This is a genomic window from Dietzia sp. 111N12-1 (assembly GCF_001658045.1).
GTDB classification, from domain to species: Bacteria; Actinomycetota; Actinomycetes; order Mycobacteriales; family Mycobacteriaceae; genus Dietzia; species Dietzia kunjamensis.
This window is the reverse complement of the sequence record NZ_LSSV01000075.1, coordinates 1-2,817: the sequence shown is the minus strand read 5'-3', so window position 1 is coordinate 2,817 and position 2,817 is coordinate 1. Positions and strand designations below refer to the sequence as shown.

Annotated in this window: 3 protein-coding genes; 1 reads left to right on the top strand and 2 read right to left on the bottom strand. The window is 60.9% G+C overall.

Features of this window, described 5'->3' with window-relative positions:
* Nucleotides 1-131: 131 nt before the first annotated feature.
* Nucleotides 132-773, bottom strand: coding sequence for a TetR/AcrR family transcriptional regulator (locus AYO52_RS15225; RefSeq protein ID WP_067719222.1), 642 nt, complete (start codon nt 771-773; stop codon nt 132-134).
* 296 nt (nt 774-1,069) lie between these two features.
* Between AYO52_RS15225 and AYO52_RS15220 the strand changes: the two genes are divergently transcribed.
* Complete coding sequence (locus AYO52_RS15220; RefSeq protein ID WP_017836045.1) at nt 1,070-1,594, top strand: PaaI family thioesterase; 525 nt, start codon at nt 1,070-1,072, stop codon at nt 1,592-1,594.
* A 149-nt stretch (nt 1,595-1,743) separates the two neighbouring features.
* Here the strand turns inward: AYO52_RS15220 and AYO52_RS17960 are convergent, their stop codons facing one another.
* Nucleotides 1,744-2,745, bottom strand: coding sequence for an AraC family transcriptional regulator (locus AYO52_RS17960; protein ID WP_082924073.1), 1,002 nt, complete (start codon nt 2,743-2,745; stop codon nt 1,744-1,746).
* Nucleotides 2,746-2,817: the final 72 nt, after the last annotated feature.

Here is a 2,817-nt window from a genome sequence, read left to right as displayed (position 1 = left end):
CTCACACGGAGGTCTTCCTCATGTCATCCCGCCATGCCGACCGGTGACACAACGTCCGTGGTCAGTACATCTAGCGGGTTCACCTGCGACAGAGAGGCAACGGCGTGCCACAGGATCTCGTTCTCTTGCCCCTAAGAGTGGAGTCCACTGTGGGGGAGACCGGTTGCCAATGTCTCGGTGACGCGAACACTCAGCTCCGGCTTGTCGTGGCCTCCGGTGTGGGTGAACGTCCCAAGATGGGACCACATCGAGTCCACGAGCGGCTGGAGGAACAAGCGGCCCAGCTGAGTGACGATGACGTCGACCACCTGGACAGCATCGGCGCGGACCCTGGACGCCGCGCCAGATTCCCGCATAGCCGCCACTTCCCGGTGTGTCAGCTCGGTGAGTCGCTCGAGTAACTCACCTCGCTGACCGCCGGGATCTAGCAATGAGCGGCGCAGGTAGTTCACCACCTCGGGACGCCTGACCAGCATGTCGGCAACCGCGTCGTTGCGGATCCGGGCGATGTCGGCGCCTGGGATGTCCACGGGCGCCGAGGCAAGTGCGGTAGCGAAATGCTCTACGACCAGTCGCTCGACCGCCTCGCGAAGGCCGTCCTTCGTGCCGTAGTGATGGACCACGAGACCCACCGTCACTCCGGCCGCGGTTGCCACGGTTCGCAACGAAGTGCCGTCCTCGCCGTTGGCGGCGTAGAGATCCAGTGCGGCGTTGCGGATGCGCGCCTTGGCAGTGAGATCCTGGCCCGCGGCGCCTGGTGCGGAACGATTCACGCGGTTCCCCTTCAGTTGCGGTCGAGCCTACGGACCCCAAACTAGACTATACGTCGGTACCGCTTACTGTATGTTCGTACAGTACAAGGTGTCCCGGCTCAGTCGGCCTTGTCGACCTGACTATCGTGCCGTCGACAGCCAGTTGCTCAGGCCACCCGCATCGGGCCTCAGGGCCCCTTGGACGTCCCGGTCAAAGGTTGGGTCACGGGTCGGACGTGCGGGTGTCGGCGATATCTCCGTCGCCACAAGCCGAGGTATCGCACCCAGTACAACTTCATCGACAGGAAGGTCTGGACATGGACACATTTCGCGACAAGGCCGGCGAGCCGATAGGTACCGATATCGACAACTGGGTGGCCTCGTTCACGCGCATGGAATCCGGTTCCTCCGAGCTTCCTCCCCACCACCCCAACTGCCTTGGCTGTGGACCAGAGAACCCGAATGGTCACTTCCTCTCGGTACGGCGTGACGGAGACGGCGTCGTCGCACACCACCAGTTCGACCAGCGCCACGTCGGGGCACCGGGCATTGCACACGGCGGCGCGGTAGCGACCGTGATTGACGACCTCTTCGGCTTCTTGCTGTATTCGGTCGGCGAGCTCGCCGTGACGCGCCGTCTCGAGCTCGAGTATCTTGCGCCAGCACTACTCGACACCCCGTACATCCTGCGCGCTGCAGTTCGGTCTCGCGATGGCCGGAAATTGGACCTCAAGTCCACGATGGAGGATGCAGAGGGCCGCACTGTTATTACTGCCACTGCCCTGTTCATCGTGGTCGAGGTTGAACACTTTTTGCAGTCACAGAGAAACTCGAGGGCTTAGGCCAAACTCACCGCCGCGAGCACCAGGCCCGAATACGTCGAGGGTGTCGGCGGAGCCTGAAGCTATTGAACGCCACGCCCAAAGAAAGGGCGAAGCTGAAGGCACCGTGCATTGCCAGTTGCCCTGTACGAGTCAACCAAGTGGCAGCGCTACCTACGACGGAACCCCGTCGGCGGGTGGCCGGTCCAGTGCTTGAAAGCGTGTGAAAAGCTGGCGAGGTCGCTATATCCGAGGTCCGTGGCGATCTCGCTCGCGGACACAGATCCGTCCAGTAAACGAAGAATCGCGTACTCACGAATGACCGACTGGCGCAGTCCGCGATAGGTCATCCCTTCCTCAGAGAGGCGCCGCTTAAGTGTGCTCGTAGAGATGGAGAGTTCGTCTGCAATCCACTGACTTCCACAATCTGCGGGACGCTTCTCTATCAGACGTCTCACCTTGTCCGAATACGAGGCGATTTTACTCCGCTCGTCGAGCCTTCGCTGCAAGTCACTGATAGCGAGTCGATACGCCACGGGGTCAGAGAACCGGCAGACGTGATTGACCGCGTCAACGGGAAAATGCAGAATGGACAGTGAAGCGTCAAATACCAGGCGACCAGCTAACCGATCCTGATCCACGGGCAGACCTTCCGGAGCGGGCCAACCCAGTGAGAGTGTGATGTCTGGTGCATCGCCAACGAGTATATTCAGCAGCCTCAGCAGGACCGCACCACAGTAGGTGACCACTAGGGAGTCTAGGACTCGATCGCCCGTCTGCCCATTGAGCGCGACAGACACTCCGTGTCCACCTGCGTAGAACTGCGCACTCAGGGCTGGAGTTATCAGCGGCAGGTAGGCAAGCAATTCCAATATCTCGCCTGCGGAACCTGCGCTTACTAGTGGGACGCTTAATGGTCCGAAGGACGTCAGATGAGCATGCTGGGCGAACGCCAAACCGAGGGTCGTTGCTTGGTCAACGTCGAGGTCGGGCAAGGCTTCCCTGATCCACCGCAGGGGAACTTGGGCGTTGATGGCGAGAAGTGACTCGACGTCGCTTCGCTCACGATCCATGATCTCGCGAAACCGTGCAACGGCGTCTTGCTCCAGAACTGGGCTCTCAAGTAACTGCGCGAACACGAGCGGTGGCACGCCCTCGCGATCAAGATTCATCGCCCCCGCCTTCTGAGCCAAATTAACAAGCTTCTGCCCTCAATCAACCTAGGAGACTGCTGAACAAGGCGC